We start from the raw sequence: 23,999 nt of genomic DNA, 5'->3' as shown, positions 1-23,999 counted from the left end.
ACAAAAACAGCCACATTGTGACCTGCTTTTGATCTAGACCAATAACTCTAATTTGGTTGGGGAGTACGCTGATTTGGCTTCTTTTTATCCACCTCGCTGAGGATCGTGTAACGTAATCGTCGGCTGGGCTTGGTTAGGGTAGGGATCAACGGAGTGAGGAAGCGAACAACTTGAATTCACCTAATTTCCAAGGAGGCGAAGGTGTTTAGAAGATTCAGTTGTACGCTTATAGCATGCATCAATTTGATCATTATGACTCTGGGCTGCGCAACCGCAGCGGAGCCTAGCGACGTCGACCCATTTCAGATGGGCCGCTGGCAGATTATCACCGAAGGGCCAGTGGGCAGTGGCGATGGTCTGTATCTGCTGGATTTCTACCGAGATGGTCGAGTTACCATTGAGCTGCAAAATTCAGATCGTAATGTGATTGATGAAAAGCATTGGCGTTTGGAAGGCGACCAGTTGCATATCCTGTCTAAAAAAAGCGACCAGATTCATGAATTTGAAACTGGCATCGCCACCTTCATCGATGCGGATACCATGAACATAGTGGTTGAAGGCAAGCCGGTGAATATCACCAAAAATAACGCGCTGGCATCATGGACGCATCTGATCCTGTTCTTTATCGGCAGTATCTTGGTGTACGAACTGTCCCGAAAATCCAAAGTGGTGATGATCACTCTGTTTGCCGTAGCACCTATTGTGCTGCTGCCTTATTGGATGGGTGTGGGTATTGATGCTTGGTTTAAATGGGCCAAGCTTTACTCGCCGATTGTTCATGGCTGGTTCTTTATTTTGATGGCGACCACTCAGATGTTCCGTAAAAAGTGGGTGCGTTTCACCATTGCGGCGCTGTTCATCATCAACATCCTTGAAGCCGTCGGGCAGGACTTTTCCATCGGTCATTTGCCAAATATTCTCAATGGCTTCGCTGGGATCTTTTGTGTGCTAGCGGTGACCCGTTGGGCAGGCATTGATCCTGATGACTCCCCAGAGCGAGATGTGCTGTGGCCCGGCATGACGCTGATTTTCATTTTGGTGTATGACGTCTGGAACATCACTTTTGTGTACAACAGCTTCCCCGATCTGACCTCGATTCAGATTGCGGTGCTGTCAGCGGCGACCTTGCCAGCCATCTTCATTAAGAAAGGGACCTGGATGCAGGCGCGAATTTTCACTTTGTCGATCTTCATGATGTACGGCTTTTCGTTCAAGACCTTCGTGGAAGTGCACACCGTGCCCACCTATCGAACCGATGGCTCTCTGTTAGCGGTGTCCGCCTTTAGCTTTGCAGTTAACTTGCTGTACCTGTTGTATTACTGGCGCTGGAAGTATCTACATAAGTCACCCAAATACATTGAGGTGGGACAAAACCCTGTCGCTTATTAACCGACTGCTCGGCTCCAATACTGGAGCCGAAGTTGTCTTAGGGGCGCCTCAGGATGCCTCGAAGCTGAAAACACACGCTCGATTAAACGGAAAACGAGATCGATGGCACTCTGGTGAAAAGCAAGCCTCACCGATCAACGGTCCTTAAGTAGTGATTCAATCGTAGCCATCAATGCAGCGCATTTATGACTATCTAGAGCGTCTGGGTGGGGCGGAGCAAAGTTGCCACTGTCGTTATCAAAATACTTGCCAGAGGCGTCTGCAAATTCCTCTGATAGGGCGGCACGAATCAGGATGTCTGCGCCAATGCTAAGGTCGCCACCCACAACGCCATAGGCCTCTTTTACCATCTTGCTGCCCAAGAACGACTTAGGGTTCACCGCCACGATCATCGGAGCGACCTGCTGGCTTAGCGCTCGGGTCCACATGGTGATCGCCAGTTTGCTTTGAGCGTAGGCGGCGTTATCGGAGAGTGGACGTTTTCCTTGCAACGCTTCCAGTGAAACAGGTGCTTGCGCCGCGGAAGAGAGGTTAACCACCCGAGACGCCGCGTTCATGAGTGGCAGCAGCTTTTGGGTAAGCAGATAAGGCGCCAGTGTATTTACGATAAAACGGTAGTCTTGACCCTCAGGGCTGATTGGATTCGCCAGTTGGTAGACACCGGCATTATTGATCAGCACATCTAAGTGTTCATGCTGAGCTGCAATGGTGTCAGCCATGGCGACCACTTGCTTCAGATCGCTAAGGTCTGCAAGGTAGATTTCAATTTGAGCATCAGGGTGACGACGCTTTAGTTGTTGCTCAACTTGCTGCAGTTTATTGGGGTTACGACCGTGTAGCAGTGCCTTGTGGCCTTGGGATAACAGCATCTCTGCGGTAACCAAGCCGATGCCATCGGTAGCCCCAGTAAGCAAAATGGTTTTCGTCATGGCCTGATGTTCCTCATGAGTGACCGGTGATTCTCGATAACCCAAGTCTATTATCCCGCCGCCATTTTGATAATATCGGCTACAGACGAATCACTTTATTCAAAACGAAGAAAATAGACGATGAATCTTGAGCACCTACGACTGTTCGTGCGCCTTGCCGCCACCCATAACATCAGTGCAGCGGGGCAGGAGTTAGGGCTGTCGCCTGCGGTGGCCAGTACCCACATCAATAAGTTGGAAGCAGCCTTAGGAGTGCGTTTGGTGCATCGCACCACTCGCAAAGTGTCACTGACCGAAGAGGGGCTGACCTTTTTGCCTCATGCCCAGGAGGTATTGGCTCAGGTAGAGGTGGCTCGAGCCTCGATAGGTGTGGGCAACATCATGCCTAAAGGTACGCTGAGAGTGTCGGCACCGGCGTCATTTGCCACCATGCACATGATGCCAAAACTAAAAGGCTTTCTGGGTAGATACCCAGAACTAACCGTGGACTTTCGACTGACCGATACCGTGGTGGATCTGGTTGAGGGCGGTTTTGATATCGCCATTCGTAACTCGGCATTAAAAGATTCCAGCTTGATCGCTCGCAAGTTGGCCCGAGATAAACGCATGCTGTGTGCTTCCCCCGAGTATCTGGCGAAACATGGAACGCCTAGGTCACTTGAGGAACTGGCACAACATAACTGCATTGTGCTGACCGGAATTGATACGTGGCAGTTTCAGAATGATGCCGAGGTGGTAACCATTCGGCCTAGGGGCAGTTTTCGCACCGATAATGGCACGGCCATGAGGCAGGCCTGCGTCGCCGGCGTAGGTATCGCAATGCAGGCCACTTGGAATGTGCATCAACACTTGAGAAGTGGTGAGTTGGTGCCCGTGCTAGAGGATTACCCTTTGGCATCAGATGTCGCAGTGTGGGCGGTCTACCCTAGCTCGCAGTTATTGGCGCCCAAGGTGCGCGCCTTTATTGATTATTACATTGAACAGTTCGGTACTCCGCCGTATTGGGACAGTTCGCCGCACGTTTAGGGATTTTCGCTATGTAAGCGTTTGTAAGCGCTTCAAAGCCCATCCGCTGGCGGCTGTTGTTCCCGAATCTGGGTCGCTTACTTAGCCTTACAGCATCCATCCAGTGCTTGGTTTACTTTAATGATCGTCATCATTTTTTCTTAAGGATTATTATGAAGAAAGTCATTGGGTTAACTATGGGAGCCATGGTCTTGGCAGCGCTGTATGGTTGCGGAGGCAGTTCTTCATCTTCCACCACGCCTACCCCAACTCCTGGGCCGACACCAAAACCGGACAATGAGTTAGGGATTACTGAAGTCCCCACAGCATTGCAGTCTACTTATACCAAGGCGTTGAAATTCGACCGCTATACCAAGGTGGACACCCCCAATGGCGGTGCGATTCACATCGTGGTTCAGGATGCCCTGACCGATAACCAGATTGTTCGCGCACGGAACGTGCTTGAGCACTATCTTACTAATTACCCCGGCTCTCAATACGGTGCTGATAAGAGCGCGGTGGCCAATAAAATGGCAGACAATGGCGCCATCTTGTTGCTGCTCAATGGCGTCGATGATGGCACTAACCCAGCTTCAGAGGTCGAGGGACAGCCCCTGTATGCGGGAGAGATTCAAGTAGAGGGTCACCCTTGGTACATCAACCAAAACTACGATCACCGAGATGCCACCTTTGAGGAGATCCTACATCTGGTGCATGACTATGGCATCGGCGTAGATCAGAACCCTCAATTCAATGGGGCACTGCCAGATTACCAAGCAGAGATCCGTACGGCGCAAGAGTACGCGTTGACGGACAAAAAGTGGGCTTGGGGTGAGGAGTCTGCGGGCTGGGTTAAGGAGCTAACTGAAGAAAATAGCCTGTCCCAGGAGTATCTGGCTTCTGTCATCGACAGTTACTATGGCCTTTGGGGAGCCCACGAGGGGCAATATGGCATGTGGAATCTGTATGTCGCCAAGACTCGTGAACAGATCCCAACCAAAGATCCCCGTGGCGCAGAATTGCTGAACAACAAATTCTTCCACCCTTATCTCACCTACACCGCCCGTATTGATGACAGTTTTGAGGGAGACTTTAGCCTCAAATTCAACGCGGCATTGGGCTACACCCATCATGCTCAATACCTGAAAGACCTGCGCTTAACCGGCAGCAAAAACAGCAATGTGATAGTGAACGGTCGCGACAACCATATTTGGGGTAACACCGGTACCAACAAAGTGCTGTTCTCTGGTCCATCGTCGGAATATGAAGTCAGCAAAAATGGTAAAGAGGTCAGTGTCAAAGATATGGTGGATGGCCGTGATGGTAATAACACCTTGGTGGATATCGAGTCTTTAGTCTTCAGTGATACCACGGTTGCGGTGAATAGTCTGTAACGTGATAAAGGGATCGTTTATGACATTTTCTGTAACAAAAAGGTGAACTTTCCCCTAAATTAGCAGGTCGATGCACAGTATTAAATCATCATTGCATTGATCTGCTGGGGGCGAGGTGACTAAGGGAAACATATTACTGGTTGAGGACGATCAAGAGATCGCACGTTTGGTTGCCATGTATCTGGAAGCGGAAGGGTTCAATGTGGCGGTGATCGACAACGGCACCGAAGCATTGGCGGCCATTCAGCTGCAAAATCCAGATCTGGTGGTGTTGGATCTGATGTTACCGGGGTTGAGTGGCATCGAGGTCTGTAAACGGGCTCGCAAATTCTACACCGGTGCCATTATGGTGCTGACTGCCTGTGACGATGACGTCAGTGAGGTGAGCTTATTGAAGCTGGGGGCCGACGATTTCATGGGTAAGCCCCTGCGGCCTCATGTCTTAACCGCTCGCATTGACGCGCTATTACGTCGCCACCGGCCGATGCCGAAATCTCAGTTTGAGGTGTGTCGTCATAGTCAAAGAGTGCAGTTTAGAGGTCAGCCTCTGACACTGACTGAGTCTGAGTACCAGATGCTGACCTTGTTGATAGAGAATATTGGCGATGTGGTCAGTCGAACTCAGTGTTGTCGCTCGCTCCGTGGCATCGATTATGACCTGTGCGACCGTTCCATCGATATGCGTATCTCCGCCCTTAGGAAGAAGCTTGGTGATAACCGAGCCCCCTACCAAACCATCATTACCGTGAGGAATCAGGGGTATAAATTGATCAATGCGGATACCTAAATTCACGCTGTTTACGCGCCTCTACCTCAGTATTCTGTTTGTGGTGTGTTTGACGGTACTACTTACTCTGTATGTGGTGGAGTCCCTGTACCGTGACGGTGATTTCTCGCTGTTTGTGTATGAGGCCAACTACCTTCATCAGCAGGTCTCTCAGGCGGTGCATGAGGGCAGCCAGAAAGATCTAGATATGCTGGCCTACCCTCTGACGCTGGACTTTTCTTTCAAGGTGCTCAGCGGCGATGAGCGCTACTTTCCCTGTCAAAACTGTAACTACATCAAGGCCATCAAAGGGGTGGATTACTACGAGTTGGAAGAGGGGGAGCTGATGGCGGTGTTTATCTCCCCTAGTAGCGATGCCAGTTTGGCGATCTACCAAAAACTGGATGAAGAGCGTACGCCGGAAGAGCATAAGTTCATGTCCAAGTTTGAGTCACAGTTTGAGCTGGGCGTTGGTGTGTATCCGTTTCTGGTGGTGATGGCCATGGTGCTGATTGGCATCACCATTATGTTGGTAGTGCGAAACCTTCAGGATCAGATTCGATCTCTTATTGGCTATCAGCGCCGCTTTGGCGACGGGGAGCTTCAGGTACGTGCCGATGAAAACATGCAGAAGCCGCTGGATGAGCTGGCCCACAGCTTCAACTTGATGGCCACCGATGTTGAAAATCTGGTGCGTGAACGAGATATTTTTGCCCAAGCTATTCCCCATGAGGTTCGAACCCCCCTAAGCCGAATTCAGCTGGCGACTGGTCTTATTCAGCAGCGCACCGAGCAACCGGAGCTCAAGCAGTTGACTGCAGACATTGATCGCTACGTGGACGACGTCAATGAGTTGGTGAATCAGGTTGTGGAGTTCTCGAAACTCAATGCTTCCGTGGATGGTGGCGATGAAACCCCGCCGCTATCGATAACCTTGACCCCATGGTTACAAACTCGGTTGCGGGAGATGGCCATGCCTGAGCAGCGGCACATTGAGCTGCAGCAGAGTCAAAAGTTGATGCTTAGCTGCAGCTCGGTCTATCTGCGTTTGGTGTTCGACAATTTGATAAAAAATGCGGTGAACCACGCTGCCAGCAAGGTTAGCGTAGACACCCGCTGCTTAGGAAAACGCTGCGTATTGGTGGTGGAAGATGATGGCTCAGGGATCCCTGAGGCGGATCGAGATACCGTCTTTTTGCCCTATGCTCGCTTGGATCAGAGCCGGAATCGACGCACGGGGGGGCTTGGATTGGGGCTGGCCATTGCCAAAGCCGCGGCGGCGCGAATGGACGCCAGCATCGAGGTGCAAGAGTCGTCCCTTGGCGGTGCTAAGTTTGTGGTGAGTTGGCCAGCTACGCGTTTTGCTTTGGCACTGTCGGGTTGATATCCCCCTGCTGGGCTTCCACAAGAGATAATCTAGGCCAGTGAGTAAGCCAGTTCTTGGTGCGAACTCGATTGAGAAACAGTTGATACTCTCGAGCTGGATTAGGGGTGAGCTGCCCAGCAAATAAGGAGGATAACCCGAATGGGGCGAGAATCTCGAAATCGTCGTCATCATTGAGCCTGACGGCGATGGCGGTTTCCAGTTCGGGCCAGCGACGGATGGCATCTTCGGTATTGTGATAGGGTGCATCACCGTGCTTTTGGTGCATCAGTGCTTGGTTTTTTACCTGCCAATTTAGGTTTGGTATCAGCTTGGTCAGCGAAGTTTCCAGTTCCAAGTCTTGCCAGCGCAGTTTGGGGTCAAAGTAGACCACATCCACATCATTTAGAACGGTGGCCTGATAGCCATGCAAATGGTCCCACACTAGGTTACGTACAAAGCCAGCGCCGATATAGGCATCAGGCAGTGATAACTGGCGCAGCGCGCTGAGCGCTGCCATTCTATCGGCATCGTCATACAGTAGCTGGCGCAGTTGTTGGTCGAGCATCGGCTTGAGCTGGTCTGAAGAAGCGGGGTTGGCAGTATATCAGAGACCTAAAAAAGCCGCCCGAAGGCGGCTTCACTATTAAATAATGATGATAGGGTGAGTTACTTGTGCATCTTGCCGCCAAGCTCGACCAAGCGGTCTAACTTGCTGCCTTCGGCGTGACACTCACCACAGGCAAAGCCGTCTTGAAGGTAAGGGTACATAAACTTACCGTCTTCGGTGATCTGGCCTTTGTCATTGAATAGGTCGATCTCCATGGTGTGGATCATCTGGTCACCGAAAGTCACGCCCGCTTTGGTTAGTGTCGAGGTGGCGTTCTTAACCACTTCAGGCATATGACAGGTGGTGCAATCCATGCTGGCGTGCAGACCTAGCATGCCTTGATCCGACATCTCCTTACCGGCGTGGCAGGTGCTACAGGCTTTGACGGCAGTGTCGTGTAGGCCGTCCGCAGCGCCCATATTCACGGTGGATTGGTGCGGGTTGTGACAGCTAGAGCAGCTCATGCCAGCGTTGTAGTGCTTGCCCATGGCGACGCCGGTATCTGGGTCAATGCCCATCATCTCATCGTGGCCCTGATGGTGACGAGGCAGGCCGCCTTTCACCGCAATGCGACCACCAAACTCTTCACCGTCAGGGAAAGCGGTGGTGTAGCCGTTGACGTAGTTATTACCTAGGTCGCCGCCCTCTCGGTTGCCATCACGAGTATGGCATTCTGCGCAGTGCATCGCTTCACCATAGCCCATTGAATCGCTTTGCAGAGACGCCGTAGTACGTGGGGTGGCGACTTTGGTGATGTTGTCTTTTGATGGAGCCTTAACGTGTTCAGAGGCGGCGCCGTGGCAGGCTTCACATTGAACGCCAGCGAAGGCAAAGTTACCACCCATGCCAGCTAGATCATCTTGGCGATGTTCGTAGCTGCCAGTGGCATATGGACGCCAGCCGGTATTGTGACAATTACCGCAGTCATACATCATGTCGATGTCGTTATCGTGGTAGCCACTCATGACGTCATCGCCTTCGCCGTACAGGTTAAACTGCACGTCAGTACCGGTCACGATGTGACCATTGTTATCGAACCAGCGCAGTTTCTTGAAGTAACCACCGGTGATGTAGGTTACGTCGGCGTAGCTCGTTGGTGCGCCCAAAGTGTTGTCGGTCTGGCCGTCGTTGTCGTCATCGGTAGCCGCATCACTAATCAGTTCCAGTGCACCGCTGATGTCGGTGTAGGGGAATACTGGCTGTTGACCATTTTCCACTTTGCTGATCTTGAAGTTGTGACCACTCTTCTGGTGGCTGGCGTACTGCTGCGAGTGACACATTTGACACTGGTCGCTGCCCACATAGCTCAATACCACTTCGGTTTCGGTCACAGTGACAGTAACGATTGCCTCATCGGTGTCGGTGCCGTCACTGATGCTATAGTCGATAACGTCTTCACCGACGAAGCCTTTTGGATCGTAGTGAATCAAGCCATCTTTGATGCTAGCTTGCCCTTTAACCGCTTCGGCGGCGGTAATGGTGAGTGTGTCGCCATCTGCGTCAGTGGCCTTGGCCAGCACGTCGATCTCAATGGCAACGGCACTTTCGGTTTCGCTGAGGATGTCAGCGGCAACCGGAGCGTTGTTTGGAACCGGTGGTGGGGGTGAGTTGTTGTCATCGTCGTCGCTACAACCGGTGACCAGGGTGGCCGCCAAGATGGATGCGATTAGGGTAATTTTGGTGTTCATCATCATCTCCTGCAGTGCTGAGCACTGTCTGTTTTTCCACAGACAGTATCCAGTAGCTTCAGGATTGGCTTCCAGATTAGGGCAGTTGACACCCTCGTAGGAGATGATAACTCCAGTTATCAGATTGGAGTTTATGCTTTGATATTAAAGGCTTTCTCTTAATGGTGATGGATCATTTTTTCTACCATTTGTTGCCCTTGGGTTGTCAAAAAATAGACTTTGTTCGCATTTTGTTCGACCAAGCCACACAGCCGCAATTGTTTGAGATGGAAGTTAAACTGAGTGTGGTTTTCTACTCCTGCGAGGCGGCACAGATCCATGAATCTGAGCTTCTTGTGCTGTGCCAGTTGTTGCAGTACTGCACGACGTAGAGGATTGGAAAGGGCGGAGAACACCTGATTGGCTTGCTCCTCCTCCATCACCATTTCAGGTTGTTTTTGGGCCTGCACTCGGCGCAGAGTCATGGCTAGGGTTGCCAGATTAAATGGCTTAGGAATAAAGTCATCGGCACCTCGCTTCATGGCATCCACGGCAGTATCTACCGTGGCGAAAGCGGTGGTGATCACCACGCCGATGCTGGGTTGTTGTCGCCGGAGCGAAGCGATGGCTTCGACCCCTGTCATTCCTGGCATCACCAGATCGAAAAGGGCGACATCAAATTCGTTTTGTTCTGCCAGATCCAGCGCCGCCTCGGCATCGTCTACCGCCTTGACGTTAAAGCCCTCCAATTCCAGAGCTTCGACGATGGATTCTTTAAGGTTAAGGTCGTCTTCGGCAACGAGTACGGAAAGGCTCATGGGTCGCTCCTCGGTAAGCTGATGGTGGCCAGCAGTCCCTGCTGACCATTGCAAAGGCTGATGTCGCCTTGGTGTTGTTGAATGATCTGTTGGCAGATTGCCAACCCTAAACCCGTACCTTGGCCTTGAGGCTTGGTCGTAAAAAATGGGCTCATCGCTTGCGGCAATTGAGAGTCGGGCATACCGCCGCCGCTGTCTTCGATGCTTAGGTGGATGGTTGAAGTGTCTTGCCACACTCTTAAGGTAATGCGTTTGCTGTCGGTACAGGCATCAATGGCGTTGTTCATCAGATTGATGATCACCTCCTCCAGCTTGATTGGATTACCGGTGAGGTTCAGGTTGGGCTCGATGCTGAGCCGCAATTGAAATTCTCTTAACGGATGGTGCATCAACTCGATGGCACTGCGTATGACGCTGCCCAATTCGATGGTCTGATGCTCCCCTTGATGGCGGGCGAAATTCAGTACCTCTTGGCTAATGTGGTTGGCACGTTCAAGCCCATGGCGAATTCGTTGCAGTTGGCGGTGGCCTTGGTGCTCGGATTCCAGTTGCCGTTCAAGCAGGTCGCAACTCAAGGTGGCATAACTGAGAGGGGTTTTAATTTCATGGGCGATGCCGGATGCCAGCTCGCCAATGGCTCGCAGCTTTTCAGTGCGCATGACCCGTTTTTGCTGATCCTGAATTTGATCGTGGTATTCCTGCTCAAATACCCGCAATGCCTGCAGTAAGCTCAGTAGCAGTGCTAAAGCACACAAGGTGCGTACGATTGGAACCCAAAGCCCCATAGAGGAGGAGAGCAATCCGGCTGCTAAGGCGTAGGCCAGCAGCGACATGCCGCAGTACGCAAAGGCATTGGCACCGGGGTGGTTGTGTTTACCAAGATGCTTGCCGTAGAGAATCATGGCGATGCCAGCAAGTCCACCACTCATTAAACCAAATATCCAGCGAGTGAGCTTTGCTGAGAGCAGCAGCGATTCGTGGGTTGGCAGTACCACTATGTGCACTAGGGTGGCGGCACCATAGAGGCACAGCAGTCCAGGGATCAGCGCCGACAGCCAGCGCTTATGGGTCTGCGATAAGATGTTCAGCATTAGCCAAGCGAACCACACCAACGCCAAAAATGAGCCGAGGAGTTTTAATATTCGCAGGATCTCAATGGGAATGCCCCACTCTTGAGGCAGGCTGTCGCCGTAGAGGATAAAGTAGAGTTCGGACCACTCGTGGAAGGCGTGGGTGATGCCAAATAGTGCCAATGCGGGCAGTGCTGAGGCGATGGCCAGTTTACTGAACTTGAAATTACGGAAGCTGATGACGCAGCCGATGGTGAAGAACACCAGGCCGTAAAACAGGTAAACATTGAATAGCATCAGTTCGTTCATCCGCCGCAGCGTAACGAACTTTTTGGAGAGGGTTTGTGAGCCGATAACAAATTTTGAACAGTGTTGCGGAGGCGACTCACAAAAACGCCCTCACTAATGAGGGCGTTTTTTATCTATTTCAGCTGGCTTATTTTTGGGTCGCTAGCCAGTTCATTAGGTCAGTTAACTGACCCAGAGTTTGGATGCTTCCCATATTGATCATGTACTTATCGTTAACGATAAAGGTGGGAACGCTCTGAATCTGGAATTTTTGCTGTTCCAGCATCCAGGTCATGATCTTCTTCTTAACCTGAGTGCTTTCGGCAATTTTGTCGTAGTCAGCAACGTCAACGCCAGCGGCGGTAAATACCGCTTTGATGTCATCGCGGTTTTTTACTTTATCTTCGTTTTCGTGGTGCTCACCTGGACCGTGGTTGTGCGGTACGATCAGGGCGTCAAACATCGGCTTTTTCACTTTGTCTGCTACACCCATCTCCTGCATGACTGCTAGAGACAGCGCCACTTCGGTGTTGATGTGGTCCTGCTTCCAGTTAACGTGGCCTTGCTGAAAGTCGATGGACTTATCCAGACCAGGCTTGATCAGCGGCAGGTAGCGTTTCTCCATGGTTTCGCAGTTGTGGCAGTACAGGGAGAAAAACTCTTTAATGGTGGGCTTTTCGGTGGCCGGGCCTTGGCTTACTACGGTGTAGTGGGTGCCTTCGACAAATTGGGCCGCCCAGCTGCTTAATGGGGCGATGGCTAGGGCCAGTGCTAGGGCAATACGCTTGCTCACGAGTGGGTCCTCAAAGTGAATGAAATAATTTCAGCGTAAGCTAAACCCTGGAGCTACCCCAAGGTCAACGACAATCGTAAATCTGGTGTGTGAATGTTGAACTGCTTCGCCTTTTTCGAACTTCTTTGAAATGACGGGAACTAATGGCAAAGCCAGCAATGGTCGTCGCTTGAGGAAGCGAGTTTGATGCGCCCCAAATGGCTATTTGGGGCATAAGCGGTTTAGCAATCGTCGCTGTGCTTCTGTTCTAGCTCATTCAGACGGGCTTCCAAGGTTTCGACCATCTGGCGAGTCTTAGCCAATACTGCGGATTGACGGTCAAACTCTTCGCGGCTCACCATGTCCAGTTTAGACAGTTGGCTCTGCAGAATGGTTTTGGCTTTGGCTTCGAAGTCGTCAGCAGCGGCTTTGATCCCTGATGGAAGGGCATCGTTCATCTGCTTAGCAATCTGTTCCAGTTTGTCTGTATTGATCATTTTGGGTTACTCCATAACGCGTAATCTCATGGTATCAAAGAACAATGGGCGAGTCGCTGTTGTTCCATTGCCGTTTCTCTGTGGATCTGCGCTAGAATACTCGGCTGAGTTCGAATGGGAGTTAAGATGAGACTGAATCCAGGGCAGCAGGCGGCGGTAGAGTACGTATCCGGCCCCTGTCTGGTATTGGCGGGGGCTGGCAGTGGCAAAACCCGAGTAATCACCAATAAGATTGCGCATCTGGTGCAGCAGTGCGGTTATCAAGCCAGACACATTGCAGCGGTGACCTTTACCAACAAGGCCTCTCGTGAGATGCGTGAGCGGGTCGCCCAAACCTTAGGTAAAAAGGAGGCCCGTGGTTTATGGGTATCCACTTTCCACACCTTGGGGTTAGAGATTCTGCGCCGTGAGCATAAGTCCGTGGGCATCAAGTCCAACTTCACCCTATTTGATGATCAGGACACCCTGGCACTACTGAAAGAGTTGACCGCCGATGAGCTTGAGGAAGATAAAGATCTACTCAATGCTCTGATCAACACCATCAGTAATTGGAAGAACGATCTGATCCTGCCGGAGAAGGCGCTGGAGCGCAGCAGCGATCCGCAGATGATGCTGTTTGCTCAGCTTTATGGTCGCTACCGAGATCACCTAAAAGCCTACAACGCCATGGATTTTGACGATCTCATCATGGTGCCAACCCTGTTGTTGGCTTCCAATGAGGAGGTGCGAGAACGCTGGCAGAATCGCATCCGCTATCTGCTGGTGGATGAGTATCAGGATACCAACACCAGTCAGTACCAGTTGGTGAAGTTACTGGTGGGCCAGCGAGCTCGTTTTACCGTGGTTGGGGATGACGACCAGTCGATCTACTCTTGGCGTGGTGCCAAGCCACAAAACTTGGTGTTGCTGCAGAAAGACTTCCCCAAGCTGAATTTGATCAAGCTGGAGCAGAACTACCGCTCTAGCCAGCGAATTTTGAAATCCGCCAACATTCTTATTGCCAATAACCCTCACGTATATGAGAAAACCCTGTTTTCAGAACTGGGCTACGGCGAGCCGCTGAAAGTGTTGACTGCCAACAACGAGGATCATGAAGCGGAGCGGGTGGTTGCCGAGCTGATTCGACATCGCTTCGTTAATCGTACCGATTACAAAGAGTACGCCATTCTCTATCGAGGTAACCATCAGGCGCGGCTGTTTGAAAAAGCGCTGATGACCAACCGCATCCCTTATAAGATGTCGGGAGGCACCTCATTTTTCTCCCGTGCCGAGATTAAAGACATCATGGGCTACCTGCGCCTGTTGGTGAATGGTGATGACGACAACGCCTTCCTGCGCGTGTGCAACGTGCCTAAGCGGGGCATGGGGCCGGCGACTCTAGAGAAGCTGGGTCGGTTAGCCAACCAGCGCCAAATCAGCCTATTTGCGGCGGCATTTGAGCCGGATCTGGAACAGCATCTGCCCAAAGCCGCAGCGGAATCGGTGATGGTGTTTACCCGTTGGCTGGTGGAGCTGGGTGATCGCGCCGCTCGAGGCGATACACTGGCGGCGCTGAAAGATCTGGTTCGAGAGATTAACTACGAAGACTTTCTTTACGATACCTCCCCTAGCCCTAAGGCAGCGGAGATGCGGATGAAGAATGTGTCAGAGCTGTATCGCTGGATCACCGACATGATTGAAGGTGATGACCTAGAAGAGCCGATGACTCTGCCTCAGGTGGTGACTCGTTTGACCTTGCGCGACATGATGGAACGGAACCAAGAAGAGGAGGAGGCGGATCAGGTGCAGCTAATGACCTTGCATGCCTCTAAAGGCTTGGAGTTCCATTACGTTTTTATGGTCGGCATGGAGGAGGGCTTGTTGCCGCACCAAAGCAGTTTGGATGAGGGTAACGTCGAGGAGGAGCGCCGCCTGGCCTATGTGGGCATTACTCGGGCGCAAAAGGAGCTAATTTTTACTCTGTGTAAGGAGCGGCGACAATATGGTGAGCAGATTCGTTGCGAGCCAAGCCGATTCTTAGCCGAGCTGCCTCAGGACGATCTGGACTGGGATAAGGGCAATCGTCGCCAAACGGAGCAGCAGCGCCAAGCGGCAGGGAAGGCGAATATTGCTAATTTGCGCGCCATGCTGAAGCAGAAAAAGTGAAATTCAGCTTAAGATGGTGACAAAAACCACCGTCTTAGCTATTTTTTGCACGGTTGAAGCGTTTTTGGCAAAAATTGTTGGACGCAGGGAGGGGATCCACATATTATAGCCGCCGTCGAAAGGAAGCGCCCATAGCTCAGCTGGATAGAGCGCACCCCTCCGGAGGGTGAGGCCGGGGGTTCGAATCCTCCTGGGCGCGCCATACTCCGCGCAGCTGGGTGTGGATGAGAAGACAAAAATTTGTAGTGGTGGCTGTAGCTCAGTTGGTAGAGTCCCGGATTGTGATTCCGGTTGTCGTGGGTTCAAATCCCATCAGCCACCCCATTATTCAGAAAAAGGCCAGTCGAAAGACTGGCCTTTTTCGTTTCTAATCATCCTCAAACAGCGATCTTCTCTCATTGAGTTTGGCGTCCAAGATCTCAAACAGTTGCTGTCGTTGCTGCTTATCAAAAGCGTAATAGCTGAACTCTGTCTTACCGTACTTAGAATTTAAGATGATAATGTCATAGGGGTGGGAACGAGAGATTTTGTAGTTCCGAAAATCAGACCAACTAAACTGGCTTTTTTCATTGTAGGTCAAAAGGGTAAAACCCTCGTCATTGAGTATCAGCGTTTTAGTGCCGCTTTTGTAGCGCACACCAAAATAGATCATGGGCAAAACTGGCCCTAAGGCATAGACGAAAAACGACCAATCAACACCTGTTGATTCGGACCTGGTTATCCAAGCAAATGCCACGGTGATGACCATTCCCCAAAGCAGATAGCAGACGAGTTCGTAGCCTCTGGAGAACATGTCTTGATATTTGGATTGGTGTAATTCGATTTGGGTCTGTTCCATTAACCACCTCGTTAACTCACATCCTAGTGGGTTTTGTCATTGGACTTATCATGGTTTGTTTTCAAACTCTTTTCCACAGTCCACTTTTGTTTTTCTCGGTTAGTTAATTAAAACCAGTAACTTGTTATTAATTTCGGCGGTGGATTTGCACGATATATTCATGTGGTTATCTGAAAACCTTATGCACCAAGGCTATTTGAGCGGTGTGTGCGGTGAAGGATCAAAACACACATTTGTCGGTCGGCCTGATGCCCTCAGGCTGGTCGATTTTTTTAATGAGTATTCTCGTTAATCCGGCCATCTGCCTTCTTGAGTAGCTCTAATGCGGATTGGCAAACGTGCGATGGGTGAGTCGGGTTTGAAGTTGGTATCAATGGAGTGCAAAGTGAATCGATCTATTCTGAAATTGGCAACGGTAGGTATGCTTACTACGGTGTTGCTGGGGTGTACTGCGGCTCAGACTGCGATGAAAAAGCAGGATCTGTCTGTTGAGTCAAAAACCTCTTACTCTGTCGTATTGGAGCCAATGGCACCTTCTAAGCGAGTTGTGTATGCCAAGGTGAGGGATTTGAGCGGCAACTCCATGCGCAAGCCGATGCAACGCAACTTGGAGAACATTTTCCGCAGCGAAGGGTTTGTGGTGACCGATGATCCCGATCAAGCTAATTTGATGATTACCGCATCCATTGTTTCCGCTGAGAAGACCGATAAAGCGGGCGCGGATCGTTTTTTGAATTCGGGTTACAAAGGCGGCCTTGAAGGCGGTGCCACTCTTGCTGCCATCGGTTCTGTTGCAGGCATGGACGGTCGCGATACGGCAGGTCTAGCTCTGGTTGGTGCGGCTGCAGGCTTTCTTGCGGATACGTTGGTGGAAGATGTTTATTACACCTTTGTGATGGACGTGCAGATGCGTGAGCGTCCTCTGGACGGCGACTCCATTGCCAATACCACCAAGAACAGCAGCGTTAAAGGAACGGCGGATCGCAATACTCGCATGAGCTCTACCAACAACAGTTCGGTGACCCGTGGCGATAACTACAACTGGATTGTGTACGAGACACGTATCGTTACCACGGCCAACAAGATGAACCTAAAGATCGAAGAAGCAATTCCTGAGGTTCAGCTGCGTACGGCACAGACATTGGCTGAGATTATGCTGTAGTACCACCTGATTGAATACTGGTTTGTTAGCGCGAATTGGTAAGAAAAAACCCCAAGCCTATCTCTAGGTTTGGGGTTTTATTGTATCTGGGTGAACTAGCCGCCAGTGAGGCTCATAAAGCGCAGAATTTGCGTGCCGTCTTCGTGGCCGAATAGGTGCTTTTCAGGTTTTACCTTCATCGCTTTGATGACGGCTGCCTTTACTGCTTCCACGTCGCCATCGTTGTCACGCAGCACCTGCTTCAGGTCGACGGAGTTCTCGTTGCCCAGACACAGCAGCAGTTCGCCCTTTACGGTAACGCGAACTCGGTTACATTCGTGGCAGAAGTTATGGCTGTGAGGGGAGATAAAGCCGATGCGGATGTCACTGTCAGCCATCTTGTAGTAACGAGCTGGACCACCGGTACGTTCGGAGGAAGCCGTGAGTGGGTATTGAGGCTCAATCAGTGCTCGAACTTCGTCGCTGGTACACAGGGTGTTGTCGCGACGCTCCTCTTCGATGGCACCTAGAGGCATCTCTTCGATGAAGCTGATGTCACAGCCTTTATCGCGAGCAAAATTGACCAGATCCAGCACCTCGTGGTCGTTTTGACCCTTCATGATTACCGCATTGAGCTTCACTCGCTCAAACCCAGCTTTGGTGGCCGAGTCGATGCCTGCCAGCACTCGCTCTAGGTTGCCCTTGCGGGTTACCTCGGCGAAACGATCCGCTTCCAGGGTATCCAAAGAGATGTTCAGACGTTGTAGGCCATTGCCAGCGAGCACGTCAGCAAACTTGGTCAGTCTAGAGCCATTGGTGGTCATCGACAGGTCTTTTAGGCCTGGCAGTTTGCCCAGTTTGCGCACCAGAACCGGCAGGTCGGTACGCACCAGAGGTTCGCCGCCAGTCAGGCGGATGCGCTCTACGCCGAGCTCGGTAAAGGCACGAGCAATGGTGCTCAGCTCTTCCAGAGTCAGTACGTCATCGCGGCGCAGGAAGGTGGGGTTTTCGCTCATGCAGTATACACAACGAAAATCGCAGCGATCCGTCACCGATAGGCGCAGATAATCAATTTTACGGCCGAAGCCGTCCATCAAGCTCATTGGCAGTTCCTACAGCAGATCGGCAAATGGCTGAACCCAAACTTTATCGCCTGGGTTAACCTCGGCCTGGCATTCATCAATTACGATTAAGCAGTTACCCAGCACCATAGAGCTGAGTACCCCCGATCCTTGGTAGCCTGTAGTAGCGACTTCCAATTCGCCTAGCGCGTTGAGTTTCATGATACCACGTTGGAACTCGGTTCGGCCCACACGGGTTAACATCGATTCGGTTGCGGTGGCACGGAACATTTGCGGTTTCCAGTTTGGCTCACCCATCATCTTGCGCAGCGCCGGTTGCACGAACTGCATGAAGGAGACCATTACCGCGACTGGGTTGCCTGGCAAGCCAAACAACAGGGTGTCGCCAATTTTACCGAACGCCAACGGCCGACCTGGACGCATGGAGATGCGCCAGAAGTCGATGCTGCCCAGGCGCTCCATCACTGGCTTAATAAAGTCAGCATCGCCAACGGAGACACCACCGGAGGTGATCACGACGTCTGCTTGGGCGGCGGCTTTCTCAAGTGCTGTGGCCATCGCCTCTTCGGTATCTTCTAAGATGCCCAGATCGATGACTTCACAGCCCAGTTTCTGCAACATGCCCTGAACCGTGAAGCGGTTGGAGTCAAAGATGCAGTTCGGTTTAAGTGGTTCACCCGGCTGGCACACTTCGTCGCCAGTGGAGAATACGGCCACCTTGGGTTTGCGCCACACTGGCAGTTGATTCAAACCTAAAGAAGCCAGCAAACCTTGCTCGGCAGCACCGATGCGTTTGCCAGAGTGAATGGCCAGAGCGCCAGTCGCAATATCTTCACCTGCTTGGCGAACGTTTTGACCAAGCTCAATGGTGCCTTCGAATTGAACTTGGTCGTTGTCTTCGGTGGCCAGCTCACGCATCACAACGGTGTCTGCGCCAGCAGGCAGAGGGGCACCGGTCATGATTTTGACCGCTTCGCCCGCTTTTAGGGTGCCGTCGTAGTGATAACCCGCCATCACTTGTGCCACCACTTTATAGCTGTCGCAGTTGTCATCTAGGGCGATGGCGTAACCGTCCATGGCCGAGTTGGTGTGCTGCGGCACATTGATTGGCGAGTGGATATCTTGAGATAAAACTCGGTTTTGGCTTTCCATTAGAGGCGCGGTTTCCGCTTCGGTTACCGGCTTTACCTCTTTTAGGATGCGGGCGATGCCCTGAGCCACAGACAGTTGCTTGCGGGTCATGTCATCACAGCCACAGCTGCCTAGGGGGGCATAACCCACCGGCTTCCAGTCGGCGGCGAACTGCTCTATGAAATCGGCGATGCCGTTTAGGTCATTGATGTCCATGACCGGCAGTTCAATGTCCTCTGGTAGCTGAGTATCCGCATCCACGGCGATCGCTTCGATAGCATCATCGTGGGTGAATACGAATGGCTTGCCAACCTCGGCGCGGTGCAGTTCCAGCTTTGGCAGCGGTAGCTTTTTGAAGCCTTCGACCAGGATCATGTCGACACGAGTTTGGTCGATCATACCCAACAGCTCTTTTAGATCTGGGTCACCATCGGTCATTCTCTCTGCCATCAGGCAGCGACGTACGTGGGAGGCCACCAGCATCTGTTCGGCGCCGCATTTACGCAGCTCGTAAGAGTCTTTGCCTGGTACATCAACGTCGAAGTTGTGGTGGGCGTGCTTCACCACGGCTAAGCGCTTACCGCGACGGTTTAGCTCAGGAATCAGCTTCTTCAGCAGGGTAGTCTTTCCGGTACCACTGTAGGCACAGATGCCCAATACAGGAACCTGACAATCGGCCAGGATTTGGTCCACGTTCATACTATGAATCCTTTTTGCTTTGCAGCTGAGGCTCGAGTTCGCTCAACTGTTCGACAGTGTTGATGTTGGCAAAAGCGTTACTGAGGCCACTAAACATAACTTTTGAGAGAGGACGTTGGTTGTACCAAAGGAGAATTTTGCGATCTCCGTTTGATAAAAATTCATCCAAAGACTCCAAAACCGTGCGGCGCATCATTAATACCACGGAGTGCTCCCGTTGCTCGTCACAGGCAACGGCGATGTCGCTTTGTTCCGTTTCCATCTGTTGATGCATGCGTTCAATCAGATCGTCTGGCAACATCGGCGCATCACAGGGCACCACTAATAATAGCGGCGTTTGGCAGTGACTGAGTGCCGTGCGCATGCCTGCCAGTGGCCCTTGGAAGCCTTCCATTTGATCGCCATAAACCGGGTGGCCAAAGGCTTGGTATTTGTCTTGGTTACGGTTGGCGATGATCTGAACATCCGCCACTTTGGGAGCGTATTTGGCCAGCACATGTTCAATCATCGCTTTGCCGGCGATGGTGACTAAGCCTTTGTCATCGCCGCCCATGCGGCGGGCTTTGCCACCAGCCAAGACCGCCAAACTGATTTGAGATTGGGTGTCACTCATGGGTTGGTGCCTCCAATTGAGTTAACTGGGTGTTTTCGATGCGCCAGTGCTGGTCGCATAAGGCGGTGACGCAGGTGGCCTGATGACTGGTTACCAGTAGGCCGCATCCCTGTTGTTGTAGCTGGGCCACCATGGACGCCACCACTTCAATGGAGTGTTGATCCAGGTTGGCGGTGGGCTCATCCAACATCAAAATTGCCGGGTTGATGATCCACGCTCGAGCTAGAGCCAATCGTTGCCGCTCGCCGCCGGAAAGCACTTGTGCCGGGCGGTCCGACAGATGTTTGAGTTCGGCTTTGGCCAGCGCTTCTTCGAGGCGCTTGGTTTTGGTGTCTGTATCCAAAGCCTGACGATTTAGCGGATACATCAGGTTGTCACGAACGGTGCCATCGAACAGATAGGGCGATTGGTGCAGGTAGATTACCTCTCCGGCACCGGAACGCATCCGCCACCAAGGCTGACTGCCACCTTGAATGTCCACTTGGCCCTTCTCCGGCTTTCTTAGCCCAGCTAAGGTTTTAAGCAGGGTGGTTTTGCCGACACCGTTGGGTCCTTGTAGCCAGACACTCTGGCCACTGCGCAGATCCAGTGTGGGGATGTCCAGCAGCAGTTCGCCGTTGAACTCAATGCGCAGGCCTTTTAGTGAAACATTAACCATTACGTCGATGCTCCTGGCGACCTTTTAGGCTGCCTAGCAGGAAGTTGAGAATCAGCGCCAAGGCGACCAACACAATGCCAAGAGCCGTGGCTTGGGCGAATTCGCCTTTACTGGTTTCCAGAGCGATGGCGGTTGGCATGTTGCGGGTGAGATTTTGGATGTTACCACCCACCAACATGGAACTGCCCACTTCGGTGATGATGCGGCTGAATGCGGCTACGATAGCAACCAGCAGTGGTGCCCGCAGCTCGTGACACAGAGTCATGAAAGCTCGCAGTTTGGTTGCGCCCAGAGTTCGAGCGGTTTCCCACGCGCGCCAGTCGCCACTGGCAAAGGCGGCATAGCTTGTGGAGACCAGAACGGGGGTCGCCAGCATGACTTGGCCAAGCATCATCGCTTCTTGAGTAAACAACCAGCGAAGGTCCCCAAGGGGCCCTTGCCTGAACAGCAGCAAATACACCATCAAGCCGACCACCACCGTCGGAATGGCTTGCAGGGTTTGGAATAGGGTGATGAGGAAATGGCGGCCAAAAAACCGCCCCTGTGCAAGCACAAAACCCGCCAAGATGGCGGGTAGGATGCACAGAGCTAGGGCGCGTACTGACACCGAAAAGGAGACCAAAATGATGCTCCAGACTTTCGAGTCAAACGACAACAGCAGGCTAAATGCCTGCTGTACAGTTTCTAAAGAACTACTCATTCATTCAGTTTTTGTAAGTTGCTCTAAACAAAGGCTGACCTTGAACTCGGAAGGCATCAATCATTTCCTGACCTTTGCTGCTGGACAGCCAGTCGCTCAGGGCTTTGGCACCTTCGTGGTTCAGATCCGGGTACTTTTTATCGCTGATCAGGATTACCTGATATGGGTTCAGCAGAGACTTGTCTCCTTCAAATTGTACTTTCAAATTCAATTTGTGCATGAACGCCAGGTAAGTACCGCGATCCGCCAGCAAGTATCCCTGCATTTCATCGGCAGTCAACAACGCTGGACCCATACCCTGACCGATAGCGCGATAACCGGAGTAATCGGTGCTCAGGTTGGCTTGCTTCCACAAGTTCAACTCTTTCATGTGAGTACCGGACTCGTCACCGCGAGATACAAAGATAGCGCCGGTGTCGTGGATGCGGGTCATGGCATCAACGATGTTTTTCGCTTGATGAATTTTAGCTGGATCAGATTCTGGACCCAAGATGATGAAATCGTTGGCCATGATCTGGCGAGGTAGACGGCCGTAACCCTCTTCAACGAACTTAGCTTCCGCACCTGGTGCGTGGGTCATAACGACGTCAACGTCGCCATTGCGGCCGTGACGCAGTGCTTTACCAGTACCCGTGGCGATCACCTGTACCTGATAGCCGCTGTCTTTTTCAAAAGCAGGCAGCAGGTAAGCCAGCAGTCCTGAGTTGTCGGTGCTGGTGGTGGTGGCCAGTTTAATCTGTTCTGCGGCGCTAAGGCTGAAGCTAAGTGCTAAAGCGATTAAGCCAGTTGCCAGTTTTTTCATCAATCTCTCCGTTCATTGAGTTGGCTTAACCAAAGGGGTGGTGTCCCTGTTAAGCCGATAAATCTGATATTGCAGATGTCACTGATATCTTCTTAGCAAAGGTGGTGCCAACTTCGCATACTCATTTTTTGTGACTGGGGTCACGAGATTTTGCCACTAAACTAGGTCAGAATGACGCACCCAAAATTTCAGATTAGCCATTTTGACCGGATGTGAGACAATTTGGCTGATTTTACTTGGAAAAAATTACCACTATGACCACTGAACTGATGCAAACCCCAGCGCTGTCTGTCCTGATTGTTGATGATGAGCCGGGCATGCGCTCGTTTTTGAAAAAAGCTCTATCAAAACGCTTTGCGTTGGTAGAGGTGGCCGGCAGTGTTGAGGATGCTGAGCGCCTACGCAGCCGCTGTCACTTCGATCTGCTGATTGTGGACATTCGCCTGCCGGGGCGCGATGGCATCGAGTGGAACGAAGCGCTGGATCCGGGCAGCCGTCGCTCCGACATTATTTTCATGACCGGCTATGCCGATATGGAAACCGCCATTCGCGCTCTGCGTGCTGGCGCCATGGACTTCATTATGAAGCCATTCCATCTAGAGCAGATGATGCAATCGGTGGAGCGCTGCCTAGAGCGCCGTTTGCTCCGCCGAGAAAATTTGCTGCTTAAGCGAGAGGTGGAGCAGATCCACGTTGGCCAAAATACCCTGATCGGCGTCAGCGATGGCATGGCTCAGGTGAAAGAGGTGATCAATCGAGTTGCCCCAACGAACTCTGTGGTGTTGATTGAGGGTGAGTCTGGTACCGGTAAAGAGCTGGTCGCCCGGTTGCTGCACCAAAAATCCGGTCGCAGTGGCGCGTTTGTGCCAGTGAACTGTGGTGCCATTGCGCCTGAGCTGCTGGAAAGTGAGCTGTTTGGTCATGTTGCCGGTGCCTTTACTGGCGCACGTTCCGCCCGTGAAGGGCTGTTTACCTTCGCCAGTGGCGGCACTATCTTCCTAGATGAGATTGGTGAGATGCCGCTGCAGATGCAAACTGCACTGCTGCGGGTGCTCGAACAGCGCGCCATTCGCCCCGTCGGGTCGGAGCAGGAGTCTCCGGTGGACGTGCGTGTGGTGGCGGCCACTAACCGAGAACTGCTTGAAGAGGTGGATGCAGGCCGTTTCCGCCGTGACCTCTTCTACCGTTTGAACGTGCTTAATGTGCACATTCCAGCGCTGCGTGAACGTCGTGATGACATCGTTGAGCTGGTGCACCATTTCACCCGTCAGTTGTCGGCGGAGCTTGGCTTGAAAGAGGTCAGCTGGAGCCACGAAGATATGCAGCTGATGACCAATCACGATTGGCCGGGCAACATCCGTGAGCTGCGTAACCTTGTTGAGCGCTGCTTACTGCTGGGCAAGCCGCCAGCAGAGTATTGGCGACAGCAACAGACGCCAGCGCCGACCACACAAGGAACCGGTGAATCCGGCTATCCAGATGACATGCCACTGAAAGAGGTGGAGCGGATGCACGTGATGCAGGTGGTGGAAAGCCAACAGGGCAATAAGTCCGCCGCCGCCCGAATTCTTGGGGTGTCTCGCAAGACCTTGGATCGTAAATTTAAAGAGTGGGGCCTGTAA

22 protein-coding genes and 2 tRNA genes are annotated in these 23,999 nt (G+C 52.0%); 10 read left to right on the top strand and 14 right to left on the bottom strand.

All coding sequences use genetic code 11. The annotated features are described in order from the left end of the window. The first annotated feature begins 252 nt into the window (after positions 1-252). Positions 253-1,389 carry a DUF5692 family protein gene (locus tag FCL42_RS10705; protein ID WP_136863409.1) on the top strand — a complete coding sequence of 379 codons (1,137 nt, stop codon included), beginning with the start codon at positions 253-255 and terminating at the stop codon, positions 1,387-1,389. A gap of 134 nt (positions 1,390-1,523) precedes the next feature. Here FCL42_RS10705 and FCL42_RS10700 read toward each other — a convergent pair whose 3' ends face one another. Continuing rightward, a complete protein-coding gene (locus FCL42_RS10700) occupies positions 1,524-2,318 on the bottom strand; it encodes an SDR family NAD(P)-dependent oxidoreductase (RefSeq protein WP_136863408.1) in 795 nt (264 codons plus the stop codon). A gap of 120 nt (positions 2,319-2,438) precedes the next feature. Here FCL42_RS10700 and FCL42_RS10695 point away from each other — a divergent pair, with 120 nt between their 5' ends. The 4 genes from FCL42_RS10695 to FCL42_RS10680 all read left to right on the top strand — a co-directional run bounded on the left by FCL42_RS10695 (position 2,439) and on the right by FCL42_RS10680 (position 6,867). After that, complete coding sequence (locus tag FCL42_RS10695; RefSeq protein WP_136863407.1) at positions 2,439-3,344, top strand: LysR family transcriptional regulator; 906 nt, start codon at positions 2,439-2,441, stop codon at positions 3,342-3,344. Positions 3,345-3,496: 152 nt separating this feature from the next. Next, positions 3,497-4,717 carry a hypothetical protein gene (locus FCL42_RS10690; protein WP_229359837.1) on the top strand — a complete coding sequence of 407 codons (1,221 nt, stop codon included), beginning with the start codon at positions 3,497-3,499 and terminating at the stop codon, positions 4,715-4,717. A gap of 115 nt (positions 4,718-4,832) precedes the next feature. Then, positions 4,833-5,504, top strand: a complete 672-nt coding sequence (locus FCL42_RS10685; protein ID WP_136863406.1) for a response regulator transcription factor — start codon at positions 4,833-4,835, stop codon at positions 5,502-5,504. Next, positions 5,491-6,867, top strand: a complete 1,377-nt coding sequence (locus tag FCL42_RS10680) for an ATP-binding protein (protein ID WP_136863405.1) — start codon at positions 5,491-5,493, stop codon at positions 6,865-6,867. Before FCL42_RS10685 ends, FCL42_RS10680 begins: the two co-directional genes overlap by 14 nt. On the opposite strand, the gene FCL42_RS10675 is transcribed toward FCL42_RS10680, so the two are convergent. The 6 genes from FCL42_RS10675 to FCL42_RS10650 all read right to left on the bottom strand — a co-directional run bounded on the left by FCL42_RS10675 (position 6,836) and on the right by FCL42_RS10650 (position 12,568). Continuing rightward, on the bottom strand, positions 6,836-7,414 hold the full coding sequence (locus FCL42_RS10675; RefSeq protein ID WP_136863404.1) for a nucleotidyltransferase family protein: 579 nt from the start codon (positions 7,412-7,414) through the stop codon (positions 6,836-6,838). The genes FCL42_RS10680 and FCL42_RS10675 overlap by 32 nt on opposite strands. 101 nt (positions 7,415-7,515) lie before the next feature. Further along, entirely contained in the window at positions 7,516-9,144 is a 1,629-nt protein-coding gene (locus FCL42_RS10670; RefSeq protein ID WP_136863403.1) for an Ig-like domain-containing protein, read from the bottom strand. A gap of 158 nt (positions 9,145-9,302) precedes the next feature. Next, positions 9,303-9,941, bottom strand: coding sequence for a response regulator (locus tag FCL42_RS10665; RefSeq protein ID WP_136863402.1), 639 nt, complete (start codon positions 9,939-9,941; stop codon positions 9,303-9,305). Continuing rightward, positions 9,938-11,320, bottom strand: coding sequence for a sensor histidine kinase (locus FCL42_RS10660; protein ID WP_136863401.1), 1,383 nt, complete (start codon positions 11,318-11,320; stop codon positions 9,938-9,940). The genes FCL42_RS10665 and FCL42_RS10660 overlap by 4 nt, the downstream gene beginning before the upstream one ends. Positions 11,321-11,447: 127 nt before the next feature. Then, a complete protein-coding gene (locus FCL42_RS10655; RefSeq protein WP_136863400.1) occupies positions 11,448-12,092 on the bottom strand; it encodes a thiol:disulfide interchange protein DsbA/DsbL in 645 nt (214 codons plus the stop codon). 221 nt (positions 12,093-12,313) lie between these two features. Next, positions 12,314-12,568: an accessory factor UbiK family protein gene (locus FCL42_RS10650; RefSeq protein ID WP_136863399.1), complete on the bottom strand. Its 255-nt coding sequence runs from the start codon at positions 12,566-12,568 to the stop codon at positions 12,314-12,316. Between the two features lie 126 nt (positions 12,569-12,694). Here FCL42_RS10650 and rep point away from each other — a divergent pair, with 126 nt between their 5' ends. From rep to FCL42_RS10635, 3 genes are all read left to right on the top strand, one after another. After that, positions 12,695-14,713, top strand: a complete 2,019-nt coding sequence (gene rep, locus FCL42_RS10645) for a DNA helicase Rep (RefSeq protein WP_136863398.1) — start codon at positions 12,695-12,697, stop codon at positions 14,711-14,713. Between the two features lie 125 nt (positions 14,714-14,838). Continuing rightward, positions 14,839-14,915 (top strand) — tRNA-Arg (locus tag FCL42_RS10640). Positions 14,916-14,961: 46 nt separating this feature from the next. Next, positions 14,962-15,037: transfer RNA gene (locus FCL42_RS10635), tRNA-His, on the top strand. A gap of 43 nt (positions 15,038-15,080) precedes the next feature. Here the strand turns inward: FCL42_RS10635 and FCL42_RS10630 are convergent. Next, complete coding sequence (locus tag FCL42_RS10630) at positions 15,081-15,551, bottom strand: hypothetical protein (RefSeq protein WP_136863397.1); 471 nt, start codon at positions 15,549-15,551, stop codon at positions 15,081-15,083. A gap of 385 nt (positions 15,552-15,936) precedes the next feature. Here FCL42_RS10630 and FCL42_RS10625 point away from each other — a divergent pair, with 385 nt between their 5' ends. Continuing rightward, on the top strand, positions 15,937-16,713 hold the full coding sequence (locus tag FCL42_RS10625; protein WP_169308365.1) for a complement resistance protein TraT: 777 nt from the start codon (positions 15,937-15,939) through the stop codon (positions 16,711-16,713). 95 nt (positions 16,714-16,808) lie between these two features. Here FCL42_RS10625 and moaA read toward each other — a convergent pair whose 3' ends face one another. Genes moaA through FCL42_RS10595 form a run of 6 tightly spaced genes read right to left on the bottom strand, consistent with a single transcriptional unit; the run spans position 16,809 to position 22,377 of the window. Beyond that, positions 16,809-17,795: a GTP 3',8-cyclase MoaA gene (gene moaA, locus FCL42_RS10620; protein WP_136863395.1), complete on the bottom strand. Its 987-nt coding sequence runs from the start codon at positions 17,793-17,795 to the stop codon at positions 16,809-16,811. Positions 17,796-17,804: 9 nt separating this feature from the next. After that, positions 17,805-19,604 carry a bifunctional molybdopterin-guanine dinucleotide biosynthesis adaptor protein MobB/molybdopterin molybdotransferase MoeA gene (locus FCL42_RS10615; protein ID WP_136863394.1) on the bottom strand — a complete coding sequence of 600 codons (1,800 nt, stop codon included), beginning with the start codon at positions 19,602-19,604 and terminating at the stop codon, positions 17,805-17,807. A gap of 1 nt (position 19,605) precedes the next feature. Further along, positions 19,606-20,217: a molybdenum cofactor guanylyltransferase MobA gene (mobA, locus tag FCL42_RS10610; RefSeq protein ID WP_136863393.1), complete on the bottom strand. Its 612-nt coding sequence runs from the start codon at positions 20,215-20,217 to the stop codon at positions 19,606-19,608. Continuing rightward, positions 20,210-20,875, bottom strand: a complete 666-nt coding sequence (locus tag FCL42_RS10605) for an ABC transporter ATP-binding protein (protein WP_136863392.1) — start codon at positions 20,873-20,875, stop codon at positions 20,210-20,212. Before FCL42_RS10605 ends, mobA begins: the two co-directional genes overlap by 8 nt. Beyond that, entirely contained in the window at positions 20,868-21,575 is a 708-nt protein-coding gene (locus FCL42_RS10600; RefSeq protein ID WP_136863391.1) for an ABC transporter permease, read from the bottom strand. The genes FCL42_RS10605 and FCL42_RS10600 overlap by 8 nt, the downstream gene beginning before the upstream one ends. A 4-nt stretch (positions 21,576-21,579) precedes the next feature. Next, positions 21,580-22,377, bottom strand: coding sequence for a substrate-binding domain-containing protein (locus FCL42_RS10595; protein WP_136863390.1), 798 nt, complete (start codon positions 22,375-22,377; stop codon positions 21,580-21,582). 254 nt (positions 22,378-22,631) lie between these two features. Here FCL42_RS10595 and FCL42_RS10590 point away from each other — a divergent pair, with 254 nt between their 5' ends. Further along, on the top strand, positions 22,632-23,999 hold the full coding sequence (locus FCL42_RS10590) for a sigma-54-dependent transcriptional regulator (RefSeq protein ID WP_136863389.1): 1,368 nt from the start codon (positions 22,632-22,634) through the stop codon (positions 23,997-23,999).

It is taken from the genome of Ferrimonas aestuarii (assembly GCF_005116665.1).
In the GTDB taxonomy this organism is placed as follows: domain Bacteria; phylum Pseudomonadota; class Gammaproteobacteria; order Enterobacterales; family Shewanellaceae; genus Ferrimonas; species Ferrimonas aestuarii.
The sequence above is the reverse complement of the archived record's forward strand: the minus strand, read 5'-3'. Positions and strand labels throughout refer to the sequence as shown.